The 13,638-nt window shown below is 41.8% G+C and carries 14 protein-coding genes and 1 riboswitch; of the genes, 2 read left to right on the top strand and 12 right to left on the bottom strand.

Annotation, left to right across the window (positions count from 1 at the left end):
- Window positions 1-4: 4 nt before the first annotated feature.
- From ACSVDJ_RS05595 to ACSVDJ_RS05580, 4 genes are all read right to left on the bottom strand, one after another.
- Window positions 5-1,135, bottom strand: a complete 1,131-nt coding sequence (locus tag ACSVDJ_RS05595; RefSeq protein ID WP_439169520.1) for a M20 peptidase aminoacylase family protein — start codon at window positions 1,133-1,135, stop codon at window positions 5-7.
- Between the two features lie 22 nt (window positions 1,136-1,157).
- Complete coding sequence (locus ACSVDJ_RS05590; RefSeq protein ID WP_439169521.1) at window positions 1,158-2,003, bottom strand: MurR/RpiR family transcriptional regulator; 846 nt, start codon at window positions 2,001-2,003, stop codon at window positions 1,158-1,160.
- 166 nt (window positions 2,004-2,169) lie between these two features.
- The gene (locus ACSVDJ_RS05585) at window positions 2,170-2,724 is read right to left on the bottom strand and encodes a biotin transporter BioY (protein WP_439169523.1); all 555 of its coding nucleotides are present in this window, start codon (window positions 2,722-2,724) and stop codon (window positions 2,170-2,172) included.
- A gap of 142 nt (window positions 2,725-2,866) precedes the next feature.
- The gene (locus tag ACSVDJ_RS05580) at window positions 2,867-3,001 is read right to left on the bottom strand and encodes a small, acid-soluble spore protein L (protein WP_439169524.1); all 135 of its coding nucleotides are present in this window, start codon (window positions 2,999-3,001) and stop codon (window positions 2,867-2,869) included.
- Between the two features lie 114 nt (window positions 3,002-3,115).
- Between ACSVDJ_RS05580 and ACSVDJ_RS05575 the strand changes: the two genes are divergently transcribed.
- Both ACSVDJ_RS05575 and ACSVDJ_RS05570 read left to right on the top strand, forming a co-directional pair.
- Window positions 3,116-3,379 (top strand): YtzC family protein, encoded by a 264-nt coding sequence (locus ACSVDJ_RS05575; RefSeq protein WP_439169526.1) that lies wholly within the window; start codon window positions 3,116-3,118, stop codon window positions 3,377-3,379.
- Window positions 3,380-3,563: 184 nt separating this feature from the next.
- On the top strand, window positions 3,564-3,659 hold the full coding sequence (locus ACSVDJ_RS05570; protein WP_439169529.1) for a YjcZ family sporulation protein: 96 nt from the start codon (window positions 3,564-3,566) through the stop codon (window positions 3,657-3,659).
- A gap of 164 nt (window positions 3,660-3,823) precedes the next feature.
- On the opposite strand, the gene ACSVDJ_RS05565 is transcribed toward ACSVDJ_RS05570, so the two are convergent.
- The 8 genes from ACSVDJ_RS05565 to ACSVDJ_RS05530 all read right to left on the bottom strand — a co-directional run bounded on the left by ACSVDJ_RS05565 (window position 3,824) and on the right by ACSVDJ_RS05530 (window position 13,624).
- Entirely contained in the window at window positions 3,824-4,726 is a 903-nt protein-coding gene (locus tag ACSVDJ_RS05565) for an amidase (RefSeq protein ID WP_439169531.1), read from the bottom strand.
- Window positions 4,727-4,772: 46 nt separating this feature from the next.
- A riboswitch (cyclic di-GMP riboswitch) is annotated at window positions 4,773-4,859 on the bottom strand.
- 74 nt (window positions 4,860-4,933) lie between these two features.
- Window positions 4,934-5,212: a transcriptional regulator AbrB family protein gene (locus ACSVDJ_RS05560; protein ID WP_439169533.1), complete on the bottom strand. Its 279-nt coding sequence runs from the start codon at window positions 5,210-5,212 to the stop codon at window positions 4,934-4,936.
- A 174-nt stretch (window positions 5,213-5,386) separates the two neighbouring features.
- Window positions 5,387-6,157, bottom strand: a complete 771-nt coding sequence (locus ACSVDJ_RS05555; protein WP_439169535.1) for a 3-hydroxyacyl-CoA dehydrogenase — start codon at window positions 6,155-6,157, stop codon at window positions 5,387-5,389.
- 29 nt (window positions 6,158-6,186) lie between these two features.
- Window positions 6,187-7,338: a thiolase family protein gene (locus ACSVDJ_RS05550; protein ID WP_439169537.1), complete on the bottom strand. Its 1,152-nt coding sequence runs from the start codon at window positions 7,336-7,338 to the stop codon at window positions 6,187-6,189.
- A gap of 19 nt (window positions 7,339-7,357) precedes the next feature.
- Window positions 7,358-8,503 (bottom strand): acyl-CoA dehydrogenase family protein, encoded by a 1,146-nt coding sequence (locus ACSVDJ_RS05545; protein ID WP_439169539.1) that lies wholly within the window; start codon window positions 8,501-8,503, stop codon window positions 7,358-7,360.
- 394 nt (window positions 8,504-8,897) lie between these two features.
- On the bottom strand, window positions 8,898-10,733 hold the full coding sequence (gene asnB, locus ACSVDJ_RS05540) for an asparagine synthase (glutamine-hydrolyzing) (protein WP_439169756.1): 1,836 nt from the start codon (window positions 10,731-10,733) through the stop codon (window positions 8,898-8,900).
- 52 nt (window positions 10,734-10,785) lie between these two features.
- Entirely contained in the window at window positions 10,786-12,120 is a 1,335-nt protein-coding gene (glnA, locus tag ACSVDJ_RS05535; RefSeq protein ID WP_439169541.1) for a type I glutamate--ammonia ligase, read from the bottom strand.
- 19 nt (window positions 12,121-12,139) lie between these two features.
- Window positions 12,140-13,624 carry a glutamate synthase subunit beta gene (locus ACSVDJ_RS05530; RefSeq protein WP_439169543.1) on the bottom strand — a complete coding sequence of 495 codons (1,485 nt, stop codon included), beginning with the start codon at window positions 13,622-13,624 and terminating at the stop codon, window positions 12,140-12,142.
- Between the last annotated feature and the right edge of the window lie 14 nt (window positions 13,625-13,638).

The following is a 13,638-nucleotide window of genomic DNA, read 5'->3' as shown; positions in this document are numbered from 1 at the left end:
CTCCTCATCCTTCCTGTTGTTGAAATGTACTCATGATCGTTTCAGCTAATATTTCGATGCCTGAATAGATGGCTTCTTCATTAAACGTCATCTTAGGGTGATGCAGCCCTGGTTGTAAGTCACAGCCAAGACCTAGCATCGTTGCCTTTAACTTTGGATTTTTTAACGTATAAAAATGAAAATCCTCTCCCCCAGTCGTCACGATGGGAGCAACCATCTTCTCATGGCCCAGCACTTTGCTAATGGCTTTGCCCATAAGGTCAGATGCTTCTTCTGAGATGACGGCTGCCGCTGTCGTAGATTTCGTTTCAATGGCAATCGTCGCATGATGCAGGATCTCTAATCCTTTACATACTTGAGCGACTTTCTCCGTTAATTCATTCATGGCTTCATTCGTTTGTGCCCGAAGATCTAACGAGAAAGAAGCTGTTCCCGGAATAATATTGCTCGATTCTCCCCCACTTTGAAACTTAGTCATTTTAACGGAAGAAGGAATAGCTGGGTCCATATGAATTTGACTTAAAGATTGGACTAAATCAGCACCAATCTCAATCGCATTTTTTCCAAGATGAGGCCTTGCCGCATGGGCATCTTCCCCGATAATTTCACCTGCAATAAATTTAGATGCTCCGTGTCGAATACCTGAAGAGGCCTGTCTATGCGACAATTCTTGAATAGGTCTTACATGAACACCATACAAATAATCCAATTCATCAACTACACCTTTTTCAATCATTTTTAATGCACCAGTTCCTTGTTCCTCAGCTGGTTGAAAAATTACAACTAATTTTCCTTTCGGTTGATAGGACAACTTTTTCAACAGCAATAGTGCTCCAACAGCCATCGTCATATGAGCATCGTGCCCGCAAGAATGATTAGAAGTAAAGACCCCATCAACCTCCTGCCATAAGGCATCGATATCGCAGCGCAGTCCAACGGCGACTTCTCCTTCCCCTACTTCCACTACTAGCCCAGTGCAATCATCAAATGTTTGTGGCTGGAATCCGTAACTCCTTAATAGATCAGCTAAATATTTTGTCGTTTCTACCTCTTCCCAACTAATTTCAGGGTGAGTATGCAAATGTTGATATAGTTGCTGAATAGTCGGTTTTAAATCCTCTAGTTGTTTTTTCACAACAAGACTTCCTTTCTCTTCTCTATTTAAAAAATAAATAATCGGAACTGAGCCGTTCATACCTTTCTTGCCGTTCCTTTATTGATCCATCATATTGAACAGAAATACTCGCTATTAGTGCATTTAGCAATGAAAAAAGCGGAGGAAACACATCTAAAATGGTATCTTTCCCTTCTCCAATCACGAAGGTAATATCACTACATTGTGCAATAGGAGCTAGTTCCGAATCGGTCATACTGATAACAAATGCTCCTTGCTCTTTCGCCATTTCAGCTAACTTCACCGTTTCCTTTACGTAGCGATGAAATGTAATAGCAATAAACACAGATTGTTTATTCACTTGCTGAAGCATAGCCATTAAATCATCCATAGCCGGCTGATATAAATAAACGTCATCTCGCGCTAGCCCTAACACTAAGGAAAACCATTGAGCTGGTGCGAAAGCCGTTCGCATTCCTGTTATATATACTTTATTCGCTTCCATGATTTTGATCACCGCTTGCTCAATATCCGCTTCTCGAATATTAGCTTGCATTTTTCTAATATTCTCCGCATCGTTTTCCATCACCTGTGCGTATAAATGCGGTTGTCGAGCCATCGCTTTTTTGGAAGAATAGTAATTATTTAAGTGGCTTTTCTGATGAATGAGATGCTCCCGAACCATTGCTTGCAACTGTGAATATCCACTTAACCCTAATGAATAACAAAAACGGATGACGGTCGTTTCACTCACACCGATGCGATGACCAATTTGGTTTGCCGGTTGCAATGCAACTTCTTCTGGATTCTTCAGCAAATATTCACCAACTTTTTGCTGCCCCTTAGATAACTGTGAATACTTCTCTTTTATTTCACTAAATATCTCCATATTAAATTCTCCTTATATGAAGTTTAAGCTACATTTATTTAATTAAAGAAGTTTAAACTTCATAATTGAGTAATAAGTTATCACATTCATTATAGATAATCAATATTTTTTCTGAATATTCAATTGCTCAAAACTCAAAAAATAAAAAAGAGACACATTAAGTGCCTCAGCTAACCTTTACTAATTGTCTGGAAATAACGGGTGACTTCCGCAACTTATAAACTAAGTAGGAAGCAAATGTTGCTTTCAATACATCTCCTGGAATGAAAACAAGACTAACTTTTATCGTCTCTACTAACGGAATGTCCATCACAAACGATTGAACGGGAATGCCAAACAGGTAGAGCATAAACATACCTACCGTTAAGTTTACAAACAAAATATTCTTGAATGTAGTTGTCTCAAAACGTGAAATCAGATAGCCGACCGCAAAAGCCGTGATCGCATAACCGAATAAATAACCGGCGCTCGGCCCCACGAATACACTTAATCCCCCACGCCCACCTGTCAAAAGTGGAACACCAGCTGCGACTAGCAATAAGAATGTCACGATGCTAAAAAATCCAAGCCTCGCACCTAAAATTCCCCCAGCGAGAAGAACTCCCATCGTTTGCAACGTAATCGGAACTGGCGTAAATGACAATGGAATCGGCGGAATTAAACCTAACGCTCCCATCACCGCAGCGAATAAAGCAACGTATGTAATATCCCTCGTTTTCATTCATATCCCCCTCTGTCAATGAAAGTAACTTTATTTTACAATGGGGGATCACTAATGTAAACTAGTTTAATAAACAAGTTTACATTAGTGATTTGTACAATGAAAATTAGAGGGTGTCTCAGCATGACACCCTCTCTTCCTGTTATCTTTTCGTATTACTATGTTTAGCGATATTTTCTAAGCGAGATTTCGGGCTTGTGTCTCCTTTGCCTCCACCAGAGTATCCTTGAGGAGTTACACCGCTTACTGGGTTGCCCCGGTTTTTACTTTTACCCATGAGAAACACCTCCTGCTTATACTATTTGCAAAAAATCCATTGATAATCCAAACGAAAAGCGGAAAAGCTATAGAGGATGAATTTCATCAATTTCCGAGTGAGGAGATGATTCATGTGGCAACAAGACAAGCGGTAGAACATTTTATCGAGCAATGCAAAGGCGCTCTTGAATTTGCCGAACAGCAATATAAAGAGGCTTCCACTCAAGAACATGACAATGATGTCGAGTATAGCCAAGCACAGCTTACGCTCGAACAGACCCTTAACAACCTTGATAAGTTAAGTCATAGTGCCAATTCTCAGCAAAAAGAACAGCTAAGACGAATGAAGTTACAAATTCAACAGAAGCAAAATGAAATGATTTTGCTTGATCATTAAATCAATCACTTCCCTCTTTATTGTAGAGGGGAGGATTTTTTATTTTCCTCTAACTTGCATCTGACTACATACTTTTCCACCAAATAAAACCCCCATTCTCTCAATAGACAAGCTGTAAAAGTCTAAACATTTTTGCCCGTGTTTCATACTATGTATTATTCCCCCTCAATAAGGAGGTGAAGACATGGGTCAAGGTTACGGATACGGCGGCGGCGGCTTTGCTTTAATCGTCGTTTTGTTCATTTTGTTAATTATCATTGGTGCTTCTTTCGTATACTAAGCAGATCATCCCTTTTTACAAATTCTTCATTTTTTCTTCGTCGTTCACAATGGCTTTCTCAATAAGTGCTAAGCTTCTTCGACTAGGGAAGTTTAGCCTTGTTTTGCGGAAAGTAAACAGCATACAAAAAAACACGGCTTGATTGGCCGCGTTTTTTTGTAAATTTATTGTTTTAACTTCATCCAGCTTTGTAGGTAATGAATCGAAAATCCATCAAAGCTGGATAGCTTTTCATAGGAATTCTGTACGAGTTGTAATTGCTCCCACATCGCTGCTTGTCCTTCTTCATAGAAAGTGATAAATTCTCCCTCTCCTGAAGCTAGTGTTTCTACACCGATAGATACTTTCTTGTTCATCGCTGCTGCATAGTTGATTTCATTTTGAGCCAACTTAATGATCCCGTTTGAACCTAACGCTTGATCACGGTAAGCCATAATTGTCACAGAATCTGTATGAGCGATCACCCAATCAGATAGCTTCCCTTTTCCAAATTGATTATTATAAAATCGTTTATCAAACCAAAACGGAATACCTGCAGCGAGCGGTAAACCTAACTGTTGAGCTGATTGATTGGCTTTCATCAGTAATGATTGATAAGATTGAACTGTTTGTTGATATCGCTTTTTCCAGCCTGTATATAAATAAGGTTCCACATCTAAATGAATTCCTGAAAATTGTTCTTCAGATGCGGCCTGGAGCTGATAGTCCTGTACCCAAGCAAAAAATTTTTCTTGAGAGGCAAGTCCTTTACTAGATACCCATGATGATGAACCATCGAGTGCATGTACCTTTATATCATTTGCACTTGCTTGTTTAATGAATATTTTGTAAGCACTTACAGAAATGTCCTTATTGATTTGCAAATAGACATCTGTTACTTGGTTTTGTTGCATAAAGTCTAATAACTGATCTTTATTAGATACAATCTCTTTCGTATGCCATAGCCATGTTGCTTTTCGTATCGGTTGTTCGTTTGCCACCACATTTTGCTTGAACATAGCTAAACCCGCGCTTTCTAACAGTAATACAGCGATACATACGAATACAAGCTTTCTTAATACCATCATGCTGAACATCTCCTCATCGAAGTTGCCATCTCACTTCAAAAAGGAGAATGGCGGCCCGGCGGCCATACAGCGAAAGCTGCTTAGGTCCGTAGCTTTGCGTCCTTGATTTTCATCAAGTTTGCCTTTTTACACCCTTTATATCGGCATATATAAGAGATTGTTTATCGATATAGCGAAAATCCATGAGGTAAATGTTTCATCCTGCTATCAATTGTCACCAATTTGTTGTAATTCTTTCTTTAACAGTTCTACCCCATTTGGGCTTAAATGGATTTTCCCATCAAATAGACTGATATTTTCAGCTGTCACTTCACCTGTAATGATACAAGCCTGTTCTGCCTTATACTTTCTTAAAATGATTTTATCCTCATCCACAAAAATTTCCATAGCATCCTTTATATCGATCGACAAATTTTTCCGCAATTCTTTCGGAACAACAATTCTACCCAACTGATCTACTTTCCGTACAATCCCAGTCGACTTCATTTTCGTCCCCCCCCTTTTACATTCATTAAGAAAATTATATCATATTTTCTACTACAAATGTAAATAAAAAGAAATTAATATAAAAGAAAATTTACTAATTGTAAACTTATTTTCAAAAGAAAAGAAGCTGACGATAATGATGGATGTCAGCTCCTTCATAAAACTCTGCTATTTTTATTTCGGCTGCATACGAATCGCTCCATCTAGGCGAATCACCTCTCCGTTTAACATCGAATTTTCCACGATCGCCTGCACTAATTGAGCATATTCTTGTGGCCTACCAAGTCGTGATGGAAATGGCGTCATCGCCCCAAGTGCTACCCGCGCTGCTTCTGGTAACGTGTTAAACATCGGTGTTTCAAATAACCCTGGTGCAATTGCCATCACTCGAATGCCATCCTTTGCTAACTCTCTAGCGATTGGTAATGTCATCGCGACGACACCACCTTTCGAGGCACTATAAGCCGCTTGACCAATTTGACCTTCAAACGCCGCCACGGATGCGGTGGAAATGATGACTCCTCGCTCTCCTTTTTCATTTGCATCATTTGTGACCATGCGCGCTGCAGCTAAACGAATAACATTAAATGTACCGACAAGATTCACTTGAATCACTTGATTGTAGGCACTTAAACTAGCCGCCTTCCCTTTCGACAGCACTTTCTTCGGCGTACCAATTCCAGCGCAATTAACGACTACATTAATTGTGCCAAACGCTTTAATCCCTTGATCTAGAGCATGTGTAACCTCTGTCTCATTCGTTACATCTGTTTTGACGAAAATAACATGTTCATGTCCAAGCTGTTCCACAAGAGCGGCCCCATTCGCTTCATTCATATCCAAAATAACAGCCTTTCCACCATGCTCCACGACATGTTTGACCGTCGCTTCCCCCAAACCTGACGCTCCACCCGTTACAACAGCTACACTTTGATTCAATTCCATCTCCATTCCCCCTTGTCTGCGGTAAAAAATTAATCGATCCGCTCAATGATCGTTGCATTCGCCATGCCGTGACCTTCACATACCGCTTGCAAGCCGTAACGGCCTTTTGTTCGTTCTAATTCATTCATTAACGTAATCATCAATTTTGCTCCTGTCGCTCCAAGCGGATGCCCTAAAGCTATCGCTCCACCGTTCACATTCAACTTGTCTAGATTAGCACCCGTATCTGCTAACCAAGCAAGTGGAACAGAAGCAAATGCCTCATTCACTTCATACAAATCGATATCCTCAATCGCTAGTCCTGCTTTTTCCAATGCTTTCTCTGTTGCGTCAATCGGGCCTGTCAGCATCAACGTCGGATCAGAGCCGACAACCGTCCGCGCAACGATTCGAAAACGAGGCTTTAACTGTAACTGCTCCGCTTTTTCACGAGACATAATTAACAAGGCGGCAGCTCCATCGCTCATTTGACTAGCATTTCCCGCATGGATTTTTCCATTTTCTCTAAAGACCGCCTTCAAGCCGTTTAATATGTCCACCGTTGTTTCTTGTCTAGGACCTTCATCTTCACTGATCAGCTTTTTAGACCCATCCTCTAGCGTCACTTCAATCGGCAAAATTTCTTTATTAAATCTGCCTTCAGCTTGAGCTTTTAACGCTTTTTGATGACTATTATAAGAATATTCATCTAACATCTCACGACTTAATTCCCATTTATCAGCTATTCTTTCAGCCGATAAACCTTGATGAATGATTTCATGCTGAGAAGTGAGCTGCTCGCTCCATTCAGCGTCTAATCGATTAGAAAACATCGGTATGCGCGTCATACTTTCTACTCCACCAGCGATTACAATATCCATATCACCTGCTGCAATCGCTTGAGCAGCAAAATGGACCGCTTGCTGACTCGAACCACATTGACGGTCAATCGTTGTTCCTGGAACACTTACTGGAAAACCAGCGATTAATGAAGCTTGTCTGGCGATATTGACGGATTGCTCCCCTACTTGCGACACACAACCGAAGATAACATCCTCGACCATATCCGCTGAAATTCCGGCCCGAGAAACGAGTCCTTTTAGCACTGCTGCCGCTAAATCATCTGGACGCGTATGACTAAATGCTCCTTTACGTCTACCTACTGCTGAACGAACACCTTCTACAATTACAACTTCTCTCATTTACTTGACACGCTCCTTTTTATCGTTCTAAATTTTTAGCAATAATTTGTTTCATGATTTCATTCGTTCCCGCGTAGATCGAAAGAACAGCTATGTCACGGTATCTACGAGCAATCGGATATTCCTCCATGTAGCCATAGCCTCCGTGAAGCTGCATACATTCAGCCGCTACTCGCTTCGCCATATCCGTCGTCCACCATTTCGCCATCGACACTTGATTGACGACATCTTTTCCTTGCATATGATTCACAATTAAATCATCAATAAATGTTCGACCAATTTGGATTTCTGTCGCCATTTCCGCCATTTTAAATTGCGTATTTTGAAATTGACTAATCGATTTTCCGAACGCCTTTCTGCTTTTCACGTAGTCTATCGTAAGCGCCAACATTTCTTCCGCACTGGCAACTGCTTCAATAGCAACGATGAGGCGTTCTTGCTGAAGCTTGTCCATCATGTAATAAAAGCCTTTTCCTTCTTGCCCAAGCAAATTGGCGACCGGTACCTTCGCATCTTCAAAAATTAATTCGGCCGTATCTTGTGCCCATTGACCAACTTTTTCTAACTTTTTCCCCCTTCTAAACCCTGGAGTATCGCGTTCAACGACAATTAAACTAATGCCTTTATATCCCGGCTGTACTTTTGTATCCGTTTTGCAAGCCACAACAATTAAATCAGAATGGATGCCGTTCGTGATAAATGTTTTTTCTCCATTAATAATGTAATGATCTCCCTCACGGACAGCAGTCGTTTTAATGTTAGCTAAATCAGACCCAGCTCCAGGTTCCGTCATCGCAAGAGCGGTGATGTACTCCCCTGTCACACATTTAGGCAACCAGCGAGCCTTTTGTTCCTCATTTCCATACGAATCGATATAAGGTACGACAATATCGTTATGTAACCCGACACCGACTAAACTCGTCCCGATTCGTTCCAACTCTTCTGTAATTACAACCGAATAGCCAAAATCAGCATCCATGCCCCCATATTCTTCATCCACAGCTGGGCATAAAAAACCTTGTTCCCCTAGCTTGTTCCAAAACTCGCGAGGAATGATACGATTTTTCTCCCACTCTTCAAAATAAGGCTCGGCTTCCTTCTTTAAAAACTTCCGAAATGATGCTCGCAATATTTGATGCTCTTCTGTCAGATAGCGATGAGTCATTTACTTTCCCTCCTAATTGCAAAATGAACGCACGCTCAATCGGTCAATAATTTTTTCACGTAACTACCTAACTTAATTGCAAATATCGTGCCAACGATATTTCGTGGAAAATTCATTGATACGGACACTCACCTGTACAAATAACGGACACTTCCGCAAAAATTCTGTCTACTTTCAAAACAAAAACCCGTCTTATACGTAATTAAGACGGGGCCTCACTTCCTGTAGCGTTCATATACATCGAACAATGTTTGACAGCCTAATTCTTTCAATTTTTTCACCAATCGAACCCACAATTGGGCTGTCATTTTCGCTCATATCCAAACCAATTAACCCTTCTTCCGAATTCCCCTTTCATTTTTTAAGCATTGGGGCAGCTCGCCCCAACGCCTATTTAGTCCACAATGTTAATATGATAGTGTTTAAGCCATTGATTCGTTTGAATGAGATGCGCCATGAGTTGAGGACCAGTCATCAGCTGCCCGAACCAAGGATTTTTCAGTGATGAGCCATTTGTATCGATGATTTCTTTCATTTTTTGCTTGGAAAGTAATTCAAGTAAAGGAGAGGTTTTGTTTTCAATAATCGCTGTCAATTGCTGTTTTACTCTTTTTGTGTATTCTGGATGATGAGTTTTCGGATAGGGGCTTTTCTTGCGGTAGAGGACATCATCGGGCAGTATTCCCTCTAAAGCGCGACGCAACAGCCCTTTTTCACGCCCATTCAACATTTTTATTTCCCAAGGAATATTCCAGACGTATTCAACGAGCCGATGATCAGCAAACGGAACACGAACTTCTAAGCTTGCCCCCATACTCATACGATCTTTCCGCTCAAGCAATGTCGTCATAAACCAAATCATGTTGAGATAAAACATTTCCCGCCGCTTTGCTTCCAAAGGACTTTCTCCAACTAATTGAGGGGTTTCCTTCACTGTTTCATTATATTTTTCTTGTACATACCCTTTTAAATCAAGCTTCGTTTGCCAGTGTGGTAACAACAGCTGCTCTCTCTCATCTAGCGATCTCATCCACGGAAAGGCTTCTTCCTTCAACATGTCTTCTTTATAAAACCAAGGATAGCCACCAAATATCTCATCGGCACATTCACCTGACAACGCCACAGTAAAGTCTTTCTTTATGCGCTCACAAAACCATAGTAACGACGAGTCCACATCCGCCATACCTGGCAAATCCCTCATCATTGTGGCACCCTTTAGCTTTTGCACAAGTTGCTCATTGTCAATCACAGCTGACTCATGAATAGATGCTATATATTGTGTCATGCGCTCGATCCATGGAGAATCTACATCTGGTTGAAAAACATTAGCCTGGAAAAACTGCTCGTTCTGCTCATAATCAATCGAGTACGTGTGTAACGGCCCACGATTCGTTTTGGCGAAGTAATTAGAAGCTATCGCACTAATGGCACTTGAATCGACGCCACCTGATAAAAAAGTACAAACGGGCATATCCGCTACTAATTGTCGTTCCACCGCATCTTGAACGAGAAATCTCACATGCTCGATCGTTTCCTGCAATGAATGGGCATGTTTTTGGCTTTTCACATTCCAATATCTCCAAATCCTCATTCCTTGACGATCATACGTTAAGGCGTGGGCAGGTCGCAGCTCTTTTACTCCACGAAAAACACCATGCCCAGGCGTTCGGGAAGGTCCTAATCCGAACACTTCTTGCCACCCTTCCCGTCCGACCTCGCTTTTTATGTTCGGATGCGCTAACAACGCTTTCAACTCTGATGCAAATAAGAAAGACTGCCCTTTCTCGCTGTAAAATAAAGGCTTGACGCCAAGCCGATCTCTCGCTACAAACAGTCGCTCACGTTGCTGATCCCAAATAGCAAAAGCAAAAATCCCGTTGAAATAGTCAACACATGTTTCCTGCCACTCGATGTAAGCAGTCAATAACACCTCTGTGTCGGAATGAGAGCGAAAGGAATGCCCTTTTTTCACCAACTCCTTACGCAATTCTTCCGTATTATAAAGCTCACCATTATACACTAGCGTATAGCCATCTTTCTCCATCGGTTGAGCGCCACCAGCAGGGTCAACAACGACAAGCCGCGTATGGCCCAGTGCCGCATGAATGGTACTCCAAACATTAGAAGCGTCTGGTCCTCGTTTACTTAATGTCGCGACCATTTTTTCCACAACTGACACTTGTTTGCTGACATTTTGACCCCAATCAATCCAACCTGTAATTCCACACACAAGCATTCACCTTCTTTAAATAGGATTTTTTCTGCCTGCGCCCTGAGTAGATTTAATATTGCGTCAAATACTGTTCCCGTTCCCATGGGTGAACTTGAGTTCTAAACATATCCCATTCGATTTGTTTTGCTTCAACGAAATGTTCAAATAAATGAGCGCCTAACGAATTCACAATGACTTCATTCACTTTTAATTGATCTAGCGCCTCCGCTAATGTCGCTGGTAAATCGACAATACCATTCGCCACTCTTTCCTCTTTCGTCATCACGTAAATATTTTGATCGATCGATTTCGGTGGCGTTAGTTGATTTTTGATGCCATCTAAACCAGCTGCAAGAAGGACTGACATCGCTAAATACGGATTGGCAGCTGGATCGACACTGCGAACTTCCACGCGAGTGCTTAACCCTCGAGAAGCTGGAATCCGAATAAGCGGACTTCTATTTCTCGCGGACCAAGCAACGTAACATGGTGCCTCGTAACCTGGGACTAACCGTTTATAAGAATTGACCGTTGGATTCGTAACTGCGGTAAAACTTGGGGCATGCTTGATAATTCCAGCGATAAATTGACGTGCCGTTTCACTTAGCTCCAACTCGCCATTGGCATCATAAAACGCATTTTCACCATTTTTAAATAAGGAGAGGTTACAATGCATCCCGGAACCATTCACGCCAAACAATGGCTTCGGCATAAAAGTGGCATGCAAGCCGTGCTTACGGGCAATCGTTTTGACAACTAACTTAAATGTTTGAATATCATCACACGCTTTCACCGCATCTGTATACTTAAAGTCGATTTCATGCTGACCAGGAGCGACTTCATGATGAGAAGCCTCTATTTCAAAGCCCATTCCCTCCAACTCCAACACGATGTCGCGGCGACAATTCTCACCTAAATCGGTCGGAGCTAAGTCAAAATAACCGCCTTGGTCATTTAACTCAAGGGTTGGATTTCCTTTTTCATCTAACTTAAACAGGAAAAATTCTGGTTCTGGCCCTAAATTAAATTCAGTAAATCCTAAATCGGTCATTTCTTTTAATAGACGCTTTAAATTACTACGGGGATCGCCTTCAAATGGCTGACCATTAGGATGATAAATGTCGCAAATAAAGCGAGCGACTTTCCCTTTTTCGGCCGTCCATGGAAAAATGACAAACGTGTCCAAGTCCGGATATAAATACATATCAGATTCTTCAATTCTGACAAACCCTTCAATCGAAGACCCATCAAACATCATCTTGTTACTTAACGCCTTCTCTAATTGAGACGAAGGGATTTCTACATTCTTAATCGTTCCTAAAATATCGGTAAACTGAAGGCGGATAAATTTCACATTCTCTACTTCAACTAAACGAACAATCTCTTCTTTATTATATTTAGTCATTTCACTAGCTCCCTTCGTTTTAAGGTAAAAATGTTTCGCCCATTAAATAACGGTCACATTCACGAGCTACCCCGCGTCCTTCATTAATCGCCCAAACGATTAAACTTTGCCCTCTGCGTACATCTCCTGCCGCAAAAACACCATCCACGTTCGTTGTGTATGTTCCAAAAGATGCTTCTACACGCCCCCGTCCATCTTGATGAAGGTCGAAGGATTGAATGACTTCTTGCTCTGGCCCACTAAATCCAGCCGCAATGAGTACGAGCTGAGCTGGCCATACTTTCTCTGTTCCAGGAATTTCATGAAAGACAACTCGCCCATCCTTGCCAATGACTTTTTCCATTTGTACCGTATGAAGCTCCTTTACATGACCAGCTTCATCGCCAACAAACTTTTTCGTTAAAATGCAATATTCACGAGGGTCCTTACCTGTTTGAGTAGCCGCTTCTGCATAGGCATAATCAAGTGAGAACACTTGAGGATACTGCGGCCACGGATTATCGTTGCTTCTTTCTGTTGGCAGCTGTGGATGTTTACCGAACTGGACGACGTTTTTACATCCATGTCTCAAAGCGGTAGCCACACAGTCCGCCCCCGTATCTCCCCCTCCAATGACGATCACATCTTTCCCTTTCGCTGAAATGAACTGTCCATTTTCAAAGTTGGAATCTAATAAGCTTTTCGTATTGAGCGTTAAGTAATCCATCGCAAAATGAATTCCTTTTAACTCTCGGCCTTCAATCGCTACATCTCGATGCTTTTGAGCTCCTGTACAAAGAATGACCGCATCAAATTCCGCACGTAATTGTTGTGAGGAAATATCCTTTCCGACTTCCGTATTCGTAACGAACGTGGTTCCTTCCGCTTGTAGTAATCGGACACGCCGCTCGACGATGCTTTTTTCTAGCTTCATATTAGGAATTCCATAAGTGAGCAAACCACCGATGCGATCAGCTCGCTCAAAGACCGTTACAAAATGCCCTGCTTTGTTTAATTGATCAGCACTCGCAAGTCCGGCTGGCCCTGAACCGACAATCGCTACTTTTTTTCCCGTACGCGTTTTCGGTGGCTTCGGTACGATCCAACCTTCTGAAAAACCTTTATCAATAATAGCTCGCTCAATCGATTTAATCGTAACCGCCGAATCGCTAATTGCTACTGTACATGACCCCTCACACGGAGCGGGGCATACCCGACCGGTGAATTCAGGGAAATTATTTGTTTTTAATAAGCGCTCTAGTGCTTCTTGCCAGCGACCACGATAGACAAGATCATTCCACTCAGGAATCAAATTGTATAACGGGCAGCCCATCGCCATCCCTGCCACTTGAATGCCGGTATGGCAAAACGGCGTTCCGCAATCCATGCAGCGAGCCCCTTGAGTTTGATACTGATCATCATATAAAGATTGTTGATATTCTTTCCAATCGCGGATTCGGTCTAAAGGAGGTCTTTCTTCTGGTGCTTGCCGCTCATAGTCGATAAACCCTGTCGCTTTCCCCATATATATGTCACTTC

This window comes from Bacillus sp. Hm123 (genome assembly GCF_051842975.2).
In the GTDB taxonomy this organism is placed as follows: Bacteria; Bacillota; Bacilli; order Bacillales; family Domibacillaceae; genus Bacillus_CE.
Note: the sequence above shows the minus strand (reverse complement) of the source record. Positions and strands in the feature narration are given on the sequence as shown.